Origin of the sequence: Paraburkholderia sp. RCC_158 (genome assembly GCF_041355255.1) — a bacterium.
In the GTDB taxonomy this organism is placed as follows: Bacteria; Pseudomonadota; Gammaproteobacteria; order Burkholderiales; family Burkholderiaceae; genus Paraburkholderia; species Paraburkholderia graminis.
Genome location: NZ_JBFUPM010000001.1, coordinates 30,220 through 47,353 on the forward strand (window position 1 = coordinate 30,220; position 17,134 = coordinate 47,353).

Consider the following 17,134-nt stretch of genomic DNA (forward strand, 5'->3'; position numbering starts at 1 on the left):
GTGACGCCCGTCATAGATCCGTATCGGGATTCACCCGTAGATTGCCTGCGGATAGCGCGATGAAAGGCCCCGTGCCTATGACGCGCGTCACAGCATTCGCGCGAGGCGCGGCGTTAGGATGCGGGTGGTGTGATCAACGGCGCGGCAAAACCGGACGGCTTTATGAACTGTAAAGGAGACAAGGCATGACCAAGCGAGTGATAGTGACGGGCGGCAGCGGACTTGCCGGCAAATGGGTGGTCGAGGATCTGGTGGCGCACGGCTATGAAGTGCTCAATGTGGACCGCGTACCGATGGCCAAAGGCACGGCGCGAACCCTGATCACCGACATCACCGATGCGGGACAGGTATTCAATGCGTTCGCATCCACTACAACGGCGAAGGAATTCGACGACGACATCGAGCCCAAGCCGATTGATGCGGTCGTGCATTTCGCGGCGATTCCGCGCATTCTCGTCACGACCGACAACGAGGTGTTCCGCATCAACGTGATGGGCACTTACAACGTGCTGGACGCGGCGGCGAAGCTCGGCATCAGGAAGGTTATCGTGGCTTCCAGCGAGACGACATACGGCGTGGTGTTCGCGCATCGCCATCGCGACCCGGCGTATTTTCCGCTCGACGAGGAGTACCCGGTGGACCCGATGGACAGCTACGCCACGTCGAAGGTCATTAATGAAGTGACGGCCAAGGCGTTTCATGCGCGCACGGGCTCGGACATTTACTGCTTCCGTATCGGCAACGTACTCGATCCCGAGGACTACCGGAAATTCCCCGTCTGGCTGAAGGACCCTGCGTTGAGAAAGCGCATCGCATGGAGTTATATCGACGGCCGCGATCTCGCGGCGGCCTGCCGTCTCGGCATTGAAAAAGACGGGCTGGGCTATACGGTGATGAATGTCGCCGCCGACGACGTCTCTTCGGACCGCCCGGTTGCCGAACTGCTGAAGACCTACTACCCGAATGTGCCGGTCAAAAAACCGCTCGGCGAGTTCGAGACCTTGCTGAGTAACGAGAAGCTCAAGCGTTTGCTTGGATGGCAGCAGGCGTATCGGTGGCGCGAGCAGGTGTCGTCACAGTCGTAGGTCGTAAATCGTAAGAGCCGTGCGCTGAGGCAAGGCCGCACCGCACCGGCATCGCTATGCGGCGCCGATGCGAAACACCGCGACTTGCCGGCTCAACTGCCGGGACTGCTCGTCGAGTAACTGGGCGCATGCGCTCGCCTGCTCGACGAGCGCCGCATTCTGCTGCGTGATCGAATCCATCATGGTCAGTGCGGCGTCGACCTGCTCGATGCCGACGCGCTGCTCCTCGGCCGCGGCAGTCATCTCGCTCATTACTTCGCGAAAGCGTCCGGCTGCGTCGAGCACGGCCCGGATCGCGCCCTCCGCATGTGTCACGAGCGTCGAGCCATCCGCCGCCGCGCCGACGGAATCCGCCACCAGCACGCCAATGTCCTTCGCAGCCGTCGACGCATGCTGCGCGAGAGAGCGCACCTCGGCGGCGACGACGGCAAAGCCCCGTCCATGCACGCCGGCCCGCGCCGCTTCCACCGCAGCGTTCAAGGCGAGGATATTGGTCTGGAACGCGATGCCCTTGATGATTCCCGTGATGTCCGCGATCTTCCTCGAACTGGCGTCGATGCGCGCCATGGTCTTGCTCACTTCTTCGACGGCATCGTTGCCCTGGTTCGCGGCCGAGGCCGCCTCCTGCGCGACGCCATATGCTTGCTGCGCCCGCGTCGCATTGCGGCGCACCGTCTCCGTCAGACCGCTCATGCTCGCGGCGGTCTGCTCGAGCGACGCCGCCTGTTCTTCCGTCCGCGCGGACAGATCCAGCGTGCCGGCAGCAATCTCGCCAACGGCCGTACCGATCGATTCGCAACTGTCGCGCACCGCCGTTACCGTTTGCGCGAGCCGCGCCTGCATCTGATGCAGTCCGTCGAGCAGTTGTCCCATTTCATCGGCGCGGTGACGGGCAACCGTGCGGCTCAGATCTCCGGCCGCGATCGCGTCGAAGTGCGCAAGCGCGTCGCGAAGCGGCGCAACGATCGCACGGCGCAGCGCCAGCCAGCTAAACGCCGCCGCGGCGACGCCGAACGCAAGCATCGCCGTCGATCCCGCAAAGAAAAGCTCGAAGTAGTGTTCCGCGTCGTCGTAGCTGCGTTTGGCATTCGCATACAGCGAGCGTTTGAGCGTGTCGTTCGCGCCGCTCATGTCATTGAACAGCGTGCTCAACTGCGATACGCCGATCCGCTGCGCAGTCGACCGGTCACCTGACTCGAGCGCGTCGAGGAATGCTCGCATCGCGACACGCATTGCGTCGCGGCGCTGCCCCGCGGCGTCGATAAGAGACGCTTCGCCCGCTTCGTGCGGCTCGTTCAAGAAGCTGCGCCACTGTTCGTCCGATTGCTTGAGGAAGTCGGCGGCATGGCGAATCTGCTCCCCCGCGCGCGCAGTGTCCGTCGCGGCCATTGCACCGCCGAGCACGAGGCGGGTACGCGCCATCAGCAGCTCGGCGTTACCAATGTGGACGGCAGCCGTCAGCTTGTTCTCATAGGTATCGCGCGTCGCCTGGTTCGCGCGCCATGCGCCCGCCAGTCCGAGCACGCCGATGGCAATCATCAGCGCGGCGAGCAACGTCATCGTCAATGCAATGCGCTGCTGCAACGAAATCGCCTTGCGCAGCCCGGCCGGTGCGGCTGTACGATCTGTCGCGCCGAACGCATCGGCGCGGCTAACCGGGTCCGGTTCGGAGAACGGTGTGGCCATGTCGGCGGTGGATGTGGTGGAGGCGTTGGAAGCGTTGGAAAGGGACAGCATGATGCGAACCTCTGCTCTTGAAATCGGATAAATGCCGTGGACGCTATGACGCGTCGACTCGCGCACGGCCTTGCCCGTATATGCCGCGCCTGGTTGCGGCAAGCGGCGTTGAGTTACGCGATCGACTGGCTTGCTGCGCGGCGCCGGTTCCAGCCCAGCCAGACGGAGAACAGCGCAATGAAGATGAAAACGCCCGACACGTTCATGAAAAGATCGGCAACCGGCCAATGCATCGCCAGCAGGACGCCTCCGAGCACCGAGCCGATTACCGAGCCGAGCTTGCCGATGCCGATAGCCGAGCCGACTCCGGCCGAGCGCAACATCGTCGGATACAGCATGCCGGCCACCGCATAGAGCGCAAACTGACTGCCGATCACGCATACCCCGCTCATGAACGACGCGCCGTAGAGCCAAAGAGCGGGCATCGGCATGCCGAGCGAGATGCAAACCGGAAGGCCGACCAAAGCGAGCAACAGAATCACCGCTATGCCGTAACGGTCCACGCATCGGCACAGCGCGAGCGCACCGACCGTCCCGCCGACCGGAAACATCATCGCGGCTTTCGCTGCCTGCGCCGCCGGCAGCGCGCTCATGCTGAACAGAATCGGCAGCCAGTTCTGCAGAAAATGCAGTGCGAGCGAATTCAGGACAAAGAGCGCCCACAGCAAAGGCGTCACACGGACAAGACCGTTGCCGAACAACGCGAGCGGTGTTGCGCGGATACGCGTTTCGTCCTGAACGATGTAGCGCGCAGCCTGGTTTTCCGCGTCGTCGAGAACCCTGTCCGAACCGAGACGGCGAGCGATGCGGGCGACTTCGCGCGGCGCCCGTCCCCTGAGGATCAGGAAACGGACGGACTCGGGCAGCACGGCGAAAGACACGAGGGCGACCGCAATGGCCGCGACGCCGCCCACCTCGAAGAGAACCGGCCAGCCGAAGCGCGGCAGCATCCACGAAGCGATCGCGCCACCGCCGCCGGCTCCGATCGAAAAGCCCGAGAACATTAGCGTGATCCATGTCGCGCGGCGTGCCTTCGGCGCATATTCCGACACCAGCGCGACCGTATTGGGCACCACGCCGCCCATGCCGATTCCCGCAACAAAACGCAGCACGGTCAATTGATCGAGCGATGCCGCCCGGCTGCACGCAAGTGTCAGGATGCCGAACCACAACACGCCGTAAATGATCGTGAGACGCCGTCCGATGCGATCGCCGAGAAAGCCCAGCAGCAACGAACCGACGAGCACGCCGACGAGGCCGTAACCGAACACATGACCGAACTCGGTGGCCTTCACGTGCCATGCGCGGACGAGCGTGGGAGCGGCATAGGCAGCGGCGACCTGATCGTAGCCATCGATGAGCACGATCACGAAGCACCATGCAATCAGGCCCAGCGAAAAGCCGCGCAACTTCTGCCGCTCGATGAGCGCGGTGATGTCAACGGCCGGGGCAACAGCGCTAGCGCTTTCGGGAAGCACAGTCATCGCGTGTATCTCCCATCGGCGCGGCGCATGGCGCGCGCCGACGCGCATCCACAAGCACGTTCGAAGTACGGGCTCATCGGGTCTCCGTGGCTGCGGCCGTTCGCCTGTTTGCGGCGCCGGCCGGCTGATTGTATGAACGCTTCTGTCTGGTCCGGATCAGGAGTCGCCCAGCGCGGAACGCATCTCCTTGATGCGGGCGTCGTCCTGTTTATGCTGTTCGCCGAATCGCGCCTTGTACAACACCGCGAGCACGGTCGAGAAGATGGCGGCGACGAGAAAGAGTCCGGACGCCGCGTAAAACATCTGCGAGATCGGCAGATGCATGGACAGCAGAATTCCGCCGATCACAGGCCCCGATACCGAGCCGATCTTGCCGACGGAGATTGCACTGCCCACGCCCGCCGAGCGGAACGAGGTCGGGTAAATCATCCCCGCCACCGCGTACAGCCCGTACTGGGCGCCGACCACGCAGAAACCCGTCGCGAACACGGCGAACATGAGCCACGCCTCGGACATGCCATGCCCGAGGAAGGCGACCACGGGGCAGCCGACCGCCGGCAACGAGATGATCGCAAGCACGCCGTGACGGTCGACAAAGCGGCACAGGATCAGTCCGCCGAGCACGCCGCCCACCGAGAACATGGTTGTGATGACACCGGCGCTCTGCGGATTGATGCCGACACCTTCCATCAGAATGGGCAGCCAGTTCTGCAAGAAGTACAGCGCCATTGAATTGACGATGAATACGATCCACAGCAACGGCGTGATTGCGCGCAGGCCGTCGGAGAAAATCAGCTTGAGCACAAAGCGCTTCTTTTCCTGCACTTCGCCGGGCACGAACTGCGCGTCGGCGGGAAGCGCCAGTTCGGGGCGCAGACGCGCAACGAGCTTGCGCACCGTTTCGACACTGCGCCGACGCACTACCAGCAGCTTCGCGGATTCCGGCAGCGTCACGATCAGCAGGCACGCGACCGCGAGCGAGCCGATACCGCCCACGACGAACATCACCGGCCAGCCATAGCGATGAATGAGCGCCGACGAAACCAGCCCGCCGGACCCCGCGCCGATGGAAAAGCCCGAGAACATCAGCGTCACCCATGTGGCGCGCAACCGTTTGGGCGCGTATTCGGCGACGAGCGCAACCGAATTCGGCACTACGCCGCCCATGCCGAGACCGGCGATAAAACGCAGCAGCATGAGTTCGTGCAGCGAAGTTGCCCACACCGACAGAAGCGTCAGCAAACCGAAAAACAGACTGCCCGACACGATCGCACGCTTGCGGCCGAAGCGGTCGCCGAAGTAGCCGAAGATGAACGAGCCGATCAACGTGCCGAACAGACCCGCGCCGAAGACCGGTCCAAAGCCGCCGCGTGCGACGTGCCACTCCTTGATGATGGCGGGCGCCGCGAACGACACGGCCGTCTGATCATAACCGTCCATCAGCATGATGAGGAAGCACCAGAACAGCAAGCCGACCGCGAAACGTCCTGTCTTCTGCTCTTCGATGAGTGTCGATATGTTGAATGTGCGCTCTGCTTGCATGTGCGTCCCAATATGCCGATCAGGCGGTGGGCGCAGTTGCCGCGCACGCCGCTTCGTTCTGTTTCCCGTTGGCGCCTGCGCCGGGAGCCTCAATATACGGCCCGGCAGCGGGCGACAGAATCAAAAAATCCCGATGATGAAATCGAAATTAGTGAACAAAGCCCGCCGCGTTACCCGGCACACGGCATCCGCGTCACGTCAAAACATCTGGTTGATACCGATACGTCCAACCGTCTGCGCACTCGAACTCGACGGCTGATAGCCGAACTGCTCCGCCTTCGCATTCGTGCCCGAGGCCCGTTGCAGGCCGACGCCTGCATAGATCTGCGTGCTCTTGGACAGATAGTGCGTGATGAACAGGTTGTACTGGTTGTACGTCAGCCCCTCGAACATGGAGCGGTTGTACGAAATCCCCATCACATAGAAGCGCTTGCCGCCGCTCAGGTCGATGTTGACGCCCACCTGATAGTTGCGCTCCGTCACCGAGCCCTGCGGATCTTCGAGCTTCACGTCCGTAAAGGTCGCGTGCGGAATGAAGTCGCCCACGACCACCGAGCCGCCCACCGCTATCGTGCTGTAACGGTCGGCGTTGAACAGGGTGCCCTGCTTGAGCCGCTGACCGAGTACCGAGGTCACGCCGAAGATACCGAACAGGTCGGCCGTGCGGTTGTGCGACATCGAATACGCCGCGCCCAGTTTGACTCTGCCGTTCTGGTAGCGCGCACCCACGCTGTACTGACGCCCTTCGCTGAAGTTCGTCTGGTTGCCGAAGGCGTTCATCGCACCGGCCTGGAAACCGCGGTAGTCGATCGATTCGTACTTCACCGAGTTGTCGAGCGCGCGCGTGTTCGCGAGGCCGTCCAGGTTGCCCACGGTGTAATACGACGAGATACCCGGCACCGAATTGTTCAACGCGCCCACGTACTCGTACACATAGTCGGGGATATGGCCGAGACTCAGCGAGCCGAAGCGGCTGTTCGTGATGCCCACGTACGCGTCCCGGTTGAAGAAGCTGGCCGGATTGATCTGCGTGCCCGTGTTGGTGAGAAAACCCGACTCCAGCCGCGCGAAAACCGTGTTGCCGCCGCCAATGTCTTCCTTGATGAGAAAGCCGAAACGGTCCGGCGTGCGCTTGCCGGCCGACTCCTGATACAGATGCCCGCCGCGCGAGTTCGTCACGAAATCGACACCCACGTCGACGCTCCCGTAGAGCGTCACCGATGACTGTGCGAACGCGGGGCACCCCAGCACCAACGCGCACGCACCTGAGAACAGACTCGTCGTTTTCAACCCATGTCTCCAATGTCTTTTTTTGTCGCCGGCCGCATGTCTGCTGACCGATCCCCATGTGGGTGACAGGCGCCGGTCTGCTGCGCGGTTCGCTGCCGTCTTCCAGATGTTGCCGGGAGTGTAGCGAATGGATTTAGGCTTTTGAATCGTGAATTATTTATCAACTCATCGAACAAAACGAATAAAGCTTTTAATGGTCGGTGAAAATACCAGGTAAGCACGATTAATTGGCACCCACGCTTCTATTAGCCAGAACCCGGTGCTACCATCCGCCGCGTCGGCATTAAGAACCTGCGTCTGGAGACTCGTATGGATATAAGAGGCATGCTGCCGCGGCGCATGGTGGTTGGAATCAGCGGCGCGTCGGGCGTCATATACGGCGTGCGGCTCCTGCAACTGCTGCGCAAGCTCGAAATCGAAACGCACCTGGTGATGAGCCGCTCGGCGCAGGTGACGCTCGCTCACGAATCGGACTTCAGCGTCGCCGACATCCGCGCGATGGCGAGCGTCTGCCATTCCAACACCGATATCGGCGCGTCGATCTCGAGCGGATCGTTCCCGGTGATGGGCATGATCGTCGCGCCCTGCTCGATCAAGACGCTGTCGGAAATCGCCACGGGCATGACGAGCGGCCTGCTTTCGCGCGCCGCGGACGTCACGTTGAAGGAGCGCCGCCGCCTCGTGCTGATGGTGCGCGAGACACCGCTGCACCTCGGCCATCTGCGCAGCATGACGGCGGTAACGGAGTCCGGCGCCATCGTCTATCCGCCCGTGCCCGCGTTCTACGCGAACCCTGAATCGCTGACCGACATGGTCGATCACACGCTCGGCCGCGTGCTCGACCTGTTCGGGCTGGACGCCGCCACGGTGCAGCGCTGGGGCATGTAGGCGCGCCGCCGTCTCTGCCGTTCAGGGCCACCGCGCCCTTGTCACAGCGCCTGTTCCGATTATCAAATTTCAGTGATGATCCATTCGGATTAATTTGCTTCTTTCGCGCGATTCGCTGAATTAAAGTGATTCCCGATTTCACCGCGTTGGCTACTTATAAAGATTATCGATCGATTCATAACGAAGATCGATAAAAGCGCTCATTACGAAAAAGGTCGAATCGTCGAATGAAGATAGTTATTGCAGGCGCCGGTATCGGCGGATTGACGGCCGCAGCCGCATTATTGAAAAAAGGTTTCGATGTCACGGTGTTCGAGCAGGCGCAGGCGCTCAAGGAGATCGGCGCCGGCGTGCAACTGAGCCCGAACGCCACCCGCGTGCTGTTTCGGCTCGGCGCGGGCGATGCGCTCGAGGGCCTTGCGTGCGAACCGCTCGGCAAGCGCGTGCGTCTATGGAACACCGGCCAGACATGGCGCCTGTTCGATCTCGGCGCGCAATCGCGCGAGACCTACGGCTATCCCTACTTCACACTGCATCGCGCCGACCTGCATCAGAAACTCGCCGACGTGGTGCGCTCCATGAAACCCGACGCCATTCGCCTGAACCATAAGGTGGAGAGCTTCTCGCAACAGAACGGCAAGGTGCTGGTGCAGGCCGTCAATGGCGAAACCTGCGAAGGCGATCTGCTGATCGGTGCGGACGGCGTGCATTCGCGTGTGCGGCACGCGCTCTTCGGCCCTGACGAGCCCGTGTTTTCCGGCGTGATGGCATGGCGCGGCGTGATCGACGCGAGCAAGCTGCCGGAGCACTTGCGTTCGCCTTACGGCGCGAACTGGGTCGGCCCCGGCGCGCACGTCATTCACTATCCGCTGCGCGGCAACGGGCTCGTCAACTTCGTCGGCGCGATCGAGAAGTCGGGCTGGCAAGTCGAATCATGGTCCGAACGCGGCACGCTCGACGAATGTCTCGCCGACTTCGAAGGCTGGCACGAAGATGTGCGCACGCTGATTTCCGCGATCGACATTCCGTATAAATGGGCATTGATGGTGCGCGAGCCGATGACCCGCTGGAGCCAGGGCCACGCGACGCTGCTCGGCGATGCCTGTCATCCGACGTTGCCGTTTCTCGCGCAAGGCGCCGGCATGGCGATCGAAGACGGCTATCTGCTCGCGCGCTGTCTCGAACGCTATACGCACGACGTGCCGCAGGCACTGCAACGCTATGAGGCGCTGCGGCTCGAACGCACCGCGAAAGTCGTGCGCGGATCGGCGGCCAACGCGACGCGCTTTCACAATCCGCAGCTTGCCCATGCGGAAGGCGCAGCCGCCTATGTGGACCGCGAGTGGAGCGAGGAGCGCGTGAAGGAGCGCTACAACTGGCTGTTCGAATACAACGTCGACGCGATCGAAGTCTGACCCGCGCCGGGTTTCGCGCGACGCTGCCCCGTACGATCCAGCAATACCAGGAGACACTGTGTCCATCCATCTCGATCCTCCAGCGCCGGTGCTCGGCCTGCATCATTTTGCGTGGCGCTGCCGCGACGCAGAGGAAACGCGTCACTTCTACGAAGACATTCTCGGTCTGCCGCTCGTGCACGTCATCCGCCTGGACCGCGTGCCGAGCACCGGCGAATATTGTCCCTACGTGCATCTGTTCTTCGAAATGGCGGACGGCTCGAACATCGCCTTCTTCGATCTCGGCGATGGAACGGCCGCGCTTGCCTCGCCGAATACGCCCGCGTGGGTCAATCACATTGCGCTGCGCCTTGAAACGCTCGAACAGCTCGAAACGATGAAAGCGCGGCTGACCCACAATGGCATCGAGGTGCTCGGCGTCACCGATCATCACTTCGTCCGCTCGATCTATTTTTTCGACCCGAACGGCTTGCGTGTCGAACTAACGGTGCCCGTCGCGCCCGCCGAAGAACTCGCGGGTTATAGAATGCGGGCTCGGCCGGTGCTCGACGCCTGGACCGCTGAAAAGAACAAGGCAGTATCGGAGACACGCCCCGCATGAGCGCGCTCAATTCCACGCACGATCCGGCGCGGCGCAGCTGGATCGAATCGGCGAACGCCGGCAACGCGGATTTCCCCATTCAGAACCTGCCGTTCGGCGCATTCGTGCGAGGCGGCGAATTGCGCATCGGCGTGGCAATCGGCGATCGCATCGTCGATTTGCGCGCGCTGCACGACACGGCGCTGCTGAAAGGCGACGCGGCGCTCGCCTGCGCGTCGGTTCGCGACGGTACGCTAAACGCGCTAATGGCGCTCGACGCCCGCCATGTGAGCGCGTTGCGCGGCGCACTGTCGGCGCTGCTCGCGCAGAACGCGCCCGCACGCTCGCGGCTCGAATCGTCGATCGACGCCGTGCTGCCGCATATGAACGATGTGCAACTGACACTGCCGTGCACGATCGGCGACTACACCGACTTTCTGACGTCGCTTCATCACACCGAGCGCCACGGCCGCTACAAGGGCCTCGCCGATCCGCTGCCGGCCGCGTTCAAATCGCTGCCGATCGCGTATCACGGCCGGGCTTCGTCGCTGCGCGTGAGCGGCGGCGAAGTGCGGCGCCCGTACGGCCAGTATCGCGACGCGGAAGGCCGCGTGTGTTTCGGGCCCGCGCCGATGCTCGACTTCGAACTGGAACTGGCTGCCGTGATCGGCCGCGGCAACCCGCTGACGCAAGCCATTCCGATCGACGACGCCCGCGCGCACATCTTCGGTTACTGTCTGCTCAACGACTGGTCGGCGAAAAGCATTCAATGGTTCGAGCAGGTACTGGGGCCGTTCCTTGGAAAGAGCTTTCATTCGAGCATCTCGCCCTGGATCGTCACCGACGAAGCGCTCGCCCCGTTTCGCAAGGCGGCGCCCGCACGCGCCGCCGGCGATCCGGCGATCCTGCCGCATCTTCACGGCGTGCAGGACCAGCAAAGCGGCGGTCTGGACCTGCAGTTGTTCGCACAACTGTCCACGGCTGCGATGCGGCGCGACCACATCGAGCCTGTGCGAATCACGCACACGCATCTGGACAATCTCTACTGGACGTTTGCGCAGATGGTCGCGCATCACACGAGCAACGGCTGCAACCTGCGCACGGGCGACCTGCTCGGCAGCGGCACGATCTCCGGTGCGAGCGATGAATCGCGCGCCTGTCTGACCGAACTGACCGACGCGGGCAAGAAGCCGCTTGCGCTGCCGAGCGGCGAATCGCGCATCGCGCTCGAAGACGGCGACGAGATCGTGCTGAGTGCGCGTGCGAGCGCGCCCGGCGCAGTGTCGATCGGCTTCGGCGAGTGCCGCGCGCGCATCGCGCCGGCGTTGCCGTATCCGCACGCGCCAAACGCGCTGCCGCACGGAGAACACTGAACCATGACGACGCTCAACGGCTTCGCGCAGTTCGGCGGCGGCCCGCATAAAGTCATCGCGCTGAACGGCTGGTTCGGCAGTTCGGCCGACTGGAACGCGCTCACGCCCGCACTCGATCCCGAGCGCTTCAGCTACGCGTTCTTCGACTATCGCGGCTACGGGCTTTCGCGCGACAAAGACGGCGAATTCACCTTCGACGAAGTGGCAAGCGACGTACTTGCGCTCGCGGACCATCTCGGCTGGCAGCGCTTCAGCCTGATCGGCCACTCGATGGGCGGCATGGCGATGCAGCGGGCGATGCTGGCGGCGCCCAGGCGCATCGTGAAGATGGCGGGGGTGTCGGCCGTTCCCGCGTGCGGCTCGCGCATGGACGACACGCGTCTCGCGATGTTTGCCGCTGCAATCGGCGACGTGACGAAGCGCGCGGGCATCATTCACTTTTCGACGGGCAGCCGGCTCGCCGCACGATGGAGCGCGCACCTCGCGCAGCAATCGGAGCGCGAATCGCGCCGCGAGGCTTTCGCGGCCTATCTGCCGCATTGGGCCACCGGCGACTTTGCCGCACAGGTGGAAGGCAATCCCACGCCGGTGAAACTCTTCGTGGGCGAACACGACCCGGCCATCACGGCGGAGCTGACGGCGCGCACGTGGCTGACGTGGTATCCGAACGCCGCCGTCGAAACCTTGACCAATGCAGGGCATTACGCAATGAACGAAGCGCCGGTGGCGCTGGCGACCGCACTCGAAAACTGGCTCTCGGAGCCTTAACGGACCGCGCTAAGCAGTCAGGCACGCGCGCCAACACAATGCGCGCGATGCAGGAGACACCATGTACGAGACCACCTATCTGCGCGCCGCATCGCTTGACGAAGCCGTCGGCTGCCTGCGCGAGCATGAAGAAGCGCGGCCGCTGTCGGGCGGCATGACGCTGATTCCCACCCTCAAGCAGCGCCTCGCCGCGCCCTCGCATCTGATCGATCTCACGCGCATCGACGCGCTGCGTGGCATCGAAGTGTGCGGCAGCGTTTTACGCATTGGCGCGCTGAGCAAACACGCCGAGGTTGCGGCGTCGAGCGTCGTGCGCGGCGCGATTCCGGCGCTTTCCAGCCTGGCTGGCGTGATCGCCGATCCGCAGGTGCGCAACCGCGGCACGCTGGGCGGCTCGGTCGCCAACAACGATCCTGCCGCCGACTACCCCGCCGCCGTGCTCGGTCTGAATGCGCACGTCGTCACGTCGTCGCAACGGCGCATTCCCGCCGACGAATTCTTCGTGGATACCTTCGAGACAGCGCTGCGCCCGGACGAACTCGTGACCGCAATCGAATTTGCGATTCCGCTGCGCGCGGCCTACGCCAAGTACCGGCATCCCGCGTCCGGCTACGCGGTGGCCGGCGTCTTCATCGCCCAGTACGACGATACGATCCGCGTCGCCGTGACGGGCGCGGGCGCGTCGGTGTTCCGCTGGTTCGATGCGGAAAACGCCTTGCAGCAGGACCTTTCGCACGCGGCGCTCGCGTCGCTTTGCATCGACCGCGATACGCTCCCCGACGACGACAACGCGTCCGCGCCGTATCGCGCTCATCTGATCGAAACCTATACCCGCCGCGCACTGCAGGCGCTGCTTGCGTCGTAACCGCGTCGTCACAGCGGACGCTCATCGAGGAGACAAGAATGGAATTTACTGGATCGCAAACCATCGCGGCATCGCGCGAACAGGTCTGGCAAGGACTCAACGACGCAGCCGTGCTGCAGGAATGCATACCTGGTTGCGAATCGTTCGAGGCCGAAAGCGAAGACCGCTACAAGGCGGTGGTGGTGGCGTCGGTCGGGCCCGTCAAGGCGCGCTTCAAGGGCACGCTCGAACTGTCGGATCGCGATGCGCCGAGCGGCTACCGGATCGTAGGCCAGGGCGAAGGCGGTATCGCGGGCTTCGGCAAGATGACCGCGACCGTGACGCTCGCCGATGCCGAAGACGGCACGCTGCTCACCTACGTGGCCGACGCGCAGGTCGGCGGCAAGCTCGCGCAGATCGGCTCGCGGCTTGTTACGTCCGTGGCGAACAAGCTCGCCGCCGAATTCTTCAAACGCTTCAACGCGACGCTGAGCGCAGCGAGCCAGGCCGCGCAATGAACGCAAGAACCGGAAACACAGGTGAATCATGGTTGATGTCCAATTGCAGGTGAACGGCGCGGACGTCGCGCGCGACGTGCCCGACAACACGCTGCTGGTCGAATTCCTGCGCGAGCAATTGCGCCTCACGGGCACGCACGTGGGTTGCGATACGAGCCAGTGCGGCGCGTGCACCGTGCTTCTCGACGGTCAGGCCGTCAAGTCGTGCACCGTGCTGGCCGCGCAGGCGAGCGGCGGCCAGGTCGTCACGGTCGAAGGTCTCAACGCAACGTGCGGCGGCAAGCTGCACCCGGTGCAGGCTGCTTTCGTTCAGTGCCACGGTCTGCAATGCGGCTTCTGCACGCCGGGCATGATCATGGCAAGCGCCTTCTATCTGCGCCAAGAGCCGGCGCTCGACCAGGCGAGCATCGCTCATGCGCTGGAGGGCAACATCTGCCGCTGCACGGGCTATGTGAACATCATCGAGGCCGTTCGCCACGCGGCTCGCGAAATGTATCCGGATGCGCCGTTCGCCAGGACGGAGGCTCACACGTCATGATCGGCAAACCGATACCTCGCGTCGAAGACCAGCGCTTCGTCACCGGCAACGGCCAGTACACAGACGACATTCACGTCGACGCACAGTTGCATGCGGCGTTTCTGCGCTCGCCCCATGCGCACGCCGTGCTGCGTTCGATCGACATCGCCGCCGCCCGCGAAGCGCCCGGCGTGATCGCGGTACTGGTGGGTCAGGATTATCTCGACGACGGCTTCCAGGGCGTCGACCATGTGCCGAATCCCGTCGATGCCATCGACGCGACGAAGAAAGCTTTCCTCACCTCGCTGACCGGCTCGATCTTCAATCAGCCCCACCTCCCGCTGCCGGTCGACCGGGTGCGCCATGTGGGCGAAGCGATCGCGATGGTGATCGCGCAGACGCCGCTGCAGGCGCGCAACGCGACCGAACTGATCGACGTGGACTACGACGTGCTCGACGCCGTGATCAACGGCAACGACGCGATGCAGGACGGTGCGCCGCAACTCTGGGATGGCGCGCCGGGCAATCTGTGCTTCCAGACCCAGATCGGCGATCGTGACGCCGCGCGCGCGATCATCGCCAAAGCGGATCATGTCGTGCGCCGCGAGTTTCATCACAGCCGGCTCGTCAATTGCCAGATGGAGCCGCGCAGCGCGATCGGCGCGTACGACGCGGCAACCGACGTCTACACGCTGATCTCCGGCAGTCAGGGCGCGGTGCGCCAGCAGCTTTGCCTCGCCGCGGCGCTGAAAGTGCCGCCGGCGAACGTGCGCGTGATTTGCCCGGATACGGGTGGCGGCTTCGGGCCGCGCTCGTTTATCTATGTCGAACAGCTTGCCGTCGTATGGGCCGCGCGCCGCATCGGACGCCCGGTCAAATGGACTAGCGATCGCAGCGAAGCGTTTCTGTCGGACTACCAGGGGCGCGACGCGATCATCCGCTCGACAATCGGTTTCTCGAAAGACGGCCGCATGCTTGCCATCGACAACGAGTGGATCGGCAACGTCGGCGCCCACACGGTCTCGTATGTGCCGATGTCGAACGGCACGCGCATCATGACGACCGTCTACGACGTACCGGTGGCCGCCGTGCATGTGAGCGCGGTGCTGACCAACACCGTGCCCACGGCGCCGTATCGCGGCGCGGGCCGCCCCGAAGCGACGCATGTGATCGAACGTATGCTCGATCTTGCGGCCGCCGGCTTGAGTATCGATCGCGCGGAAATTCGCCGGCGCAATCTGGTGCCGCGAGACAGGCTTCCGTATCGCAGCCCGATGGGTCTCACATACGACAGCGGCGATTTCGCGCGCAACATGGCGCGCGCGCTGACGCTCGCGCAATGGGACAGCTTCGCGGAGCGCCGCGAGCAGTCGCGCGTGCAGGGACGGCTGCGCGGCATCGGCCTTGCGAATTACATCGAATCGCCGGTGGGCGCGCCGCGTGAGCGCATCGAATTGACGGTGCGCGCCGACGGCGGCATCGATATCGTGTCGGGCACGCAGTCGACCGGCCAGGGACACGAAACCACGTTCGCGCAGGTGGTCGCGCATCATCTCGGTGTGCCGATGGAAGCCGTCAAGCTGCGCACGGGCGATACCGCGTTCGTGAGCGTCGGCGGCGGCAGTCACTCGGATCGCACGATGCGGCTCGGCGGCATGCTGCTCGTGGATACCGCGCAACAGATCATTGCCGCCGGCAAGCGCGTCGCCGCGGTCTTGCTCGATGTGGACGCAGCGAGCGTCGAATTCGCCGGCGCGCAATTCACCGCGCCCGCGAGCGGCCGTCGAGTGAGCCTTGCCGGGATCGCGCAGCATGTGGCGAAAGACGGCCTGCCAGGCGACCCATCGGCGAAAAAGCTGCACGCCCACGCGGAAGTCAGCACGCGCGTGCCCGCCCATCCGACCGGCGCGGCCGTCTGCGAACTCGAAGTGGACCCCGACACCGGCGCGGTCGAGCTGGTGAACTACACGTCGGTGGACGACGTGGGGCAGCCGATCAATCCGCTGATCGTCGAAGGCCAGGTGCATGGCGGCCTCGCGCAGGGAATCGGCCAGGCGCTCTCGGAAGGCTTCTACATGGATCGCCAAACCGGCCAGGTGCTGACCGGCTCCTACATGGACTACGGCGTGCCGCGCGCCGGCGTGATTCCGCCGCTCAACGTGGAGCTGACGGAAGATCCGACGCAGGGCAATCCGTTGCGCGTGAAAGGCGGTGGAGAAAGCGGCATCACGCCGGCTACGGCCACCATCTTCAACGCGCTGGCCGACGCGCTGCGCGACTACGGCAGCGACGAACTCGCGATGCCGGCCACGCCCAGGGTGATCTGGGAATACATACACCGCGCGCAAGGAGGCGCTCATGTCGACTGAATCCGTGACTATCCGCCGTGAGGGCGCGTTGCTCGAAGTGGTGCTCGACCGTCCTGAGAACGGCAACCTGATCGACCAGGCGATGAGCGATGCGATCATCGCCGCCCTGACCACGATCGACGACGACACCAAGCTCGTGCGCATTGTCACGAGCGGCAAGGACTTCTGCAAAGGACGCCAGTCGCCGATGCCGCCGGCAGGCGCGAAGCCGTCGGCGGAAACGCTGCGCCGCGTCGTCGCCGCGCCGCCGCTCGCGCTCTACGATGCGCTGAAGGCGGTGCGTGTGCCGGTGCTGTGCGTCGTGCGCGGCGAGGCGATCGGCGTGGGCTGCGCGCTCGCGGGCGTTTGCGATGTCGCGCTTGCCGCCGACGACGCCGTGTTCCAGATCCCCGAGATGGAGCGCGACATTCCGCCGACGCTCGTCATGTCGGCGCTGATCGGACGCGTTCCAGTCAAGACAGTTGCACACATGGTGCTGAGCCGCGCGCGGCTCTCCGCGCACGAAGCGCTGGCGGCGGGGCTCGTGAGCCGCGTCGTTGCATCCGCCTCGCTCGACGCCGAAGCCGGGGCGCTCACCGAAACGCTGCTCGGCTGCAGCGCCGTCACGCTGCGCGCCGTCAAGCAGTTCCTGCATCTCGCTCCGGAGATGCCCGCCGCGGCTTCGAGCGGCTTTGCCGCCCATCTTGCAGCCACAGCGCTGTCAGCCCGCTTCTGAGGGCCGCGC

The 17,134-nt window shown here is 64.1% G+C and carries 15 protein-coding genes; 11 read left to right on the plus strand and 4 right to left on the minus strand.

Annotated elements, in window-relative coordinates:
• Positions 1–185 precede the first annotated feature (185 nt).
• A complete protein-coding gene (locus tag AB6809_RS00145; RefSeq protein ID WP_006049736.1) occupies positions 186–1,085 on the plus strand; it encodes an NAD(P)-dependent oxidoreductase in 900 nt (299 codons plus the stop codon).
• A 54-nt stretch (positions 1,086–1,139) separates the two neighbouring features.
• Here AB6809_RS00145 and AB6809_RS00150 read toward each other — a convergent pair whose 3' ends face one another.
• The 4 genes from AB6809_RS00150 to AB6809_RS00165 all read right to left on the minus strand — a co-directional run bounded on the left by AB6809_RS00150 (position 1,140) and on the right by AB6809_RS00165 (position 7,138).
• Positions 1,140–2,822 carry a methyl-accepting chemotaxis protein gene (locus tag AB6809_RS00150; protein WP_310032280.1) on the minus strand — a complete coding sequence of 561 codons (1,683 nt, stop codon included), beginning with the start codon at positions 2,820–2,822 and terminating at the stop codon, positions 1,140–1,142.
• A gap of 113 nt (positions 2,823–2,935) precedes the next feature.
• Positions 2,936–4,306 (minus strand): MFS transporter, encoded by a 1,371-nt coding sequence (locus AB6809_RS00155; protein WP_029970298.1) that lies wholly within the window; start codon positions 4,304–4,306, stop codon positions 2,936–2,938.
• 156 nt (positions 4,307–4,462) lie between these two features.
• The gene (locus AB6809_RS00160) at positions 4,463–5,848 is read right to left on the minus strand and encodes an MFS transporter (RefSeq protein ID WP_006049739.1); all 1,386 of its coding nucleotides are present in this window, start codon (positions 5,846–5,848) and stop codon (positions 4,463–4,465) included.
• A 198-nt stretch (positions 5,849–6,046) separates the two neighbouring features.
• The gene (locus tag AB6809_RS00165) at positions 6,047–7,138 is read right to left on the minus strand and encodes a porin (protein WP_029970297.1); all 1,092 of its coding nucleotides are present in this window, start codon (positions 7,136–7,138) and stop codon (positions 6,047–6,049) included.
• Between the two features lie 309 nt (positions 7,139–7,447).
• On the opposite strand from AB6809_RS00165, the gene AB6809_RS00170 reads away from it, so the two are divergent.
• The 10 genes from AB6809_RS00170 (at position 7,448) to AB6809_RS00215 (ending at position 17,125) form a co-directional block, all read left to right on the plus strand.
• Positions 7,448–8,026 (plus strand): UbiX family flavin prenyltransferase, encoded by a 579-nt coding sequence (locus AB6809_RS00170; RefSeq protein WP_006049741.1) that lies wholly within the window; start codon positions 7,448–7,450, stop codon positions 8,024–8,026.
• Positions 8,027–8,253: 227 nt separating this feature from the next.
• Positions 8,254–9,441, plus strand: coding sequence for an FAD-dependent monooxygenase (locus AB6809_RS00175; RefSeq protein ID WP_029970296.1), 1,188 nt, complete (start codon positions 8,254–8,256; stop codon positions 9,439–9,441).
• A gap of 58 nt (positions 9,442–9,499) precedes the next feature.
• Positions 9,500–10,042, plus strand: coding sequence for a VOC family protein (locus AB6809_RS00180; protein WP_029970295.1), 543 nt, complete (start codon positions 9,500–9,502; stop codon positions 10,040–10,042).
• A complete protein-coding gene (gene fahA, locus AB6809_RS00185; RefSeq protein ID WP_029970294.1) occupies positions 10,039–11,394 on the plus strand; it encodes a fumarylacetoacetase in 1,356 nt (451 codons plus the stop codon). Before AB6809_RS00180 ends, fahA begins: the two co-directional genes overlap by 4 nt.
• Positions 11,395–11,397: 3 nt before the next feature.
• On the plus strand, positions 11,398–12,162 hold the full coding sequence (locus AB6809_RS00190) for an alpha/beta fold hydrolase (RefSeq protein WP_371025919.1): 765 nt from the start codon (positions 11,398–11,400) through the stop codon (positions 12,160–12,162).
• A gap of 61 nt (positions 12,163–12,223) precedes the next feature.
• Positions 12,224–13,027 carry a xanthine dehydrogenase family protein subunit M gene (locus tag AB6809_RS00195; RefSeq protein WP_029970292.1) on the plus strand — a complete coding sequence of 268 codons (804 nt, stop codon included), beginning with the start codon at positions 12,224–12,226 and terminating at the stop codon, positions 13,025–13,027.
• Positions 13,028–13,065: 38 nt separating this feature from the next.
• The gene (locus AB6809_RS00200) at positions 13,066–13,524 is read left to right on the plus strand and encodes a carbon monoxide dehydrogenase subunit G (protein WP_006049747.1); all 459 of its coding nucleotides are present in this window, start codon (positions 13,066–13,068) and stop codon (positions 13,522–13,524) included.
• Positions 13,525–13,552: 28 nt separating this feature from the next.
• Positions 13,553–14,062 (plus strand): (2Fe-2S)-binding protein, encoded by a 510-nt coding sequence (locus AB6809_RS00205; RefSeq protein ID WP_029970291.1) that lies wholly within the window; start codon positions 13,553–13,555, stop codon positions 14,060–14,062.
• Entirely contained in the window at positions 14,059–16,410 is a 2,352-nt protein-coding gene (locus tag AB6809_RS00210; RefSeq protein ID WP_029970290.1) for a xanthine dehydrogenase family protein molybdopterin-binding subunit, read from the plus strand. The genes AB6809_RS00205 and AB6809_RS00210 overlap by 4 nt, the downstream gene beginning before the upstream one ends.
• Complete coding sequence (locus AB6809_RS00215) at positions 16,400–17,125, plus strand: enoyl-CoA hydratase/isomerase family protein (protein ID WP_029970289.1); 726 nt, start codon at positions 16,400–16,402, stop codon at positions 17,123–17,125. The genes AB6809_RS00210 and AB6809_RS00215 overlap by 11 nt, the downstream gene beginning before the upstream one ends.
• The last annotated feature ends 9 nt before the right edge of the window (positions 17,126–17,134 follow it).